General features: G+C 49.6%; 3 protein-coding genes. All 3 read right to left on the bottom strand.

Annotation, left to right across the window (positions count from 1 at the left end; genetic code table 11):
- Positions 1–105: 105 nt before the first annotated feature.
- The 3 genes from AC1DWB_RS33125 to AC1DWB_RS33115 are packed head-to-tail and all read right to left on the bottom strand — an operon-like array spanning position 106 to position 2,841.
- Positions 106–294 (bottom strand): twin-arginine translocase TatA/TatE family subunit, encoded by a 189-nt coding sequence (locus AC1DWB_RS33125; RefSeq protein ID WP_477545345.1) that lies wholly within the window; start codon positions 292–294, stop codon positions 106–108.
- A gap of 53 nt (positions 295–347) precedes the next feature.
- Positions 348–1,079, bottom strand: a complete 732-nt coding sequence (gene tatC / locus AC1DWB_RS33120) for a twin-arginine translocase subunit TatC (protein ID WP_477545344.1) — start codon at positions 1,077–1,079, stop codon at positions 348–350.
- Positions 1,080–1,119: 40 nt separating this feature from the next.
- Positions 1,120–2,841 (bottom strand): GMC family oxidoreductase, encoded by a 1,722-nt coding sequence (locus AC1DWB_RS33115; RefSeq protein ID WP_477545343.1) that lies wholly within the window; start codon positions 2,839–2,841, stop codon positions 1,120–1,122.
- Positions 2,842–2,926 lie beyond the last annotated feature (85 nt).

The raw sequence follows: 2,926 nt of genomic DNA, 5'->3' as shown, positions 1-2,926 counted from the left end.
CCATTATAATGCGAATTCTTTTGGTCGAGTAGTGTTATTTCAGTGACAACATGAACGAGAAAGGCAGCTGATATCTATGATCAGCTGCCTAATCGAGTCTTGCCTCTAGCTTAGTTTCTTGACTTCAGTCGGTTCTGTCTGGTCATCGTCCACAATATTACGTGTGGAATTGCGGAATTCGCGCAGCGTATCACCGAACGCCCGGCCTAATTGCGGCAACTTCGCGGGTCCGAAGACGATTAAGGCAATAGCCAATATCAACACTAACCCTGAGACACCGATGTTGTTAAACATGTGTATTTTCCTCCTATAGGGATCCTTATTATTGTTCCTTCGAAGCAATAGAACTAACTGTTAGTAGCATTAGCCCGTATCGCGAGCCGCCAATGACGGTTCGATACAAAGACGCTGATCTCGAATAACAAAATTAACGGGACTGTTACTGACAAGTGGGAAACCATATCAGGCGGTGAAATACAAGAACCTGTAATGGCCAGTCCGAGATACGCATATTTGCGCGTCGATTTAATCCGATCCGGTGTGAGTAGACCTATTCTCGTTAGAAACAGCATGACCACAGGCAGCTCGAATGCAACGGCCATCGGGAAGACGATATCGAACAAGAAGGCGAAATATCGGTCAATTCCATACGTCTCGATCGCGCCGATCGAACGGTTCATCTTCTTCATGAACCGCAGCATCATCGGGAATACGACCCAATAACTGAATGACATGCCGAACAGGAACAAGCCGAAGGCGACCGGGATATAGGGCAGCGTACCCTTCGCTTCTGAACTTGTTAATCCCGGGCGAACAAATGCCCATAGCTGATACAAGAGCAGCGGCAATGTGAACAACAATGCGAACAACAGCGCACATTTCATATAGATCATGAGCCCGTCCGTGAACGAGAACACGTTCCATTCAATCTGTTCCGCCGATGGCTGAGCCTTGATGAATCGCAGGATAGCCGGCGATACGTACAATCCCGCACAGAGTGTCACGATAAACCATCCGGCCACTACGATCATCCGCTTACGAACTTCAGTCAGGTGAAAGATCCAATCGTCCTGCTCCATCCCAACCTCCTCTCCTGAAGCTATAGGCTTGGTCCATCCGTTATACGAGGATGCCACCCGTCTTCATATATTTCGTGATCCCCTCTGCACAGCGATAAGCAAGTGCGCCGACCGTCCCTGTTGGGTTATAGCCGCCGTTATGCGGGAATGCTGATGCACCGACGACGAACAGATTTTCCACATCCCACATCTGCATGTAGTTATTGACAGCAGAGGTGGAAGGATCGGCCCCCATGATGGCGCCGCCAGTGTTGTGCGTGGATTGGTAAGGCACAATGTTATACGGCCCTAGCTGATCGGCCGAGCCCATTGAAGTAGGCTTCATCTCTTTCATGATCTCCGCCGTCTTCCCGGCGACGAATTTGATCATCTGGCGGTCTTGTTCCTCGAAGTCGAACGTAACCCGAACCAAAGGAGATCCATAGGCATCCTTATATGTAGGGTCCAGATCCAGGTAATGATGCCTCCATGGCAAACTGCTGCCCTGAGGAGATACAGCCAAGACACTGTTGGCGTATTTGATCGACTGCTGCTTGAAATCCTTTCCCCACGATGGAGTACCTTTGGGGACGGAGTTTGTCGCGACTGGACGTTGGCCGGTTTGGGAAATACGAATTCCGGCTCCATGCAAGAAATTGAGATTGCTATGATCGAAGTTATCCCCGTTGAAATCAGGAATCTCCATTCCGAGCGATCCAGCTCCAGCATACAGATTGAATTGCTTCTCATCGAAAAATCCGGTAGCTGCTCCTCCGTTCGTCTGATAAGCGTAATTTTTGCCAATTACGCCTTTGCCAGTGGCAGGATCATATGGTTTACCTAACTTCGAAGTTAGCAGCAGCTTGACATTAGAGAACACGTAACTGGCCAGAATGACCACATCGGCGGATTGTTCGAATTCTTCGCCCGTCACGGTATTTACATACACGACACCGGTTGCTTTCTTGCCGTCATGTTTGATCGCCGTGACACTGGAATAAGTGCGCAGATCCAGATTGCCAGTCTTCTCAGCTACAGGAATGACCGTGACGACTGGATCCGCCTTGGCTCCATATTCGCAGCCGTACCGCTCACAGAATCCACAATACTGACAAGCCGCGCGAGTAATCCCATCCGGATTCGTATATTGCTCGGACAGATTAGCTGAAGGCATCATATAAGGATGGTACCCCAGCTTCTTCGTTGTCTCTTCGAACAACTTGAGGATAGGGGTTCTTACCATCGGCTTCGTAGGGAACGGGTTGGAGCGCTTGCCGACAAGCGGATTCTGTTCCGGATCGCCGGATATGCCCGCCATCTTCTCGAATTTGTCGAAATATGGCTCGAGCGTATCGTATGTAATCCCCCAGTCTTGTAGAGTCATCCCTTCCGGGATTTTGTTCTTGCCGTACCGCTCCACCGTCTTGCTGTATATCTCGAAGTCATACGGTAAGAAACGATACGTTTGGCCGTTCCAGTGTATCCCTGCACCGCCGAGCCCCTCCCCCATTAGAAAGGACCCATATTGCCTCATCGGAACAGCCGCTACCTTCTCCGTATTGCGAAAAGATATTGTATCTTTGGACAAGTCCTGCATGAGATCGTACCTTTGGCTGTACCTAAGTTCGTCATGCACCATGAAGTAATCTTGCGTACTCCGGGGTTTCCCGCGTTCCAGTCCGACTACTTTGACTCCTGTCTTGGTTAATTCGGCGGCAATGATGCCTCCGAGAAATCCCATTCCGACGATAACGACCGGAACTTTCGGCAATGCAGTTGCCATGGGGTATCCCTCTTTTCAGTGATGGTTTTGGTTAATGGGGTTAATTAATCTAATGACTTACAAAATGATCGTGAAGAGCACGTGG

Source organism: Paenibacillus sp. P4_E11 (assembly GCF_056401635.1).
The sequence above is the reverse complement of the archived record's forward strand: the minus strand, read 5'-3'. Positions and strand labels throughout refer to the sequence as shown.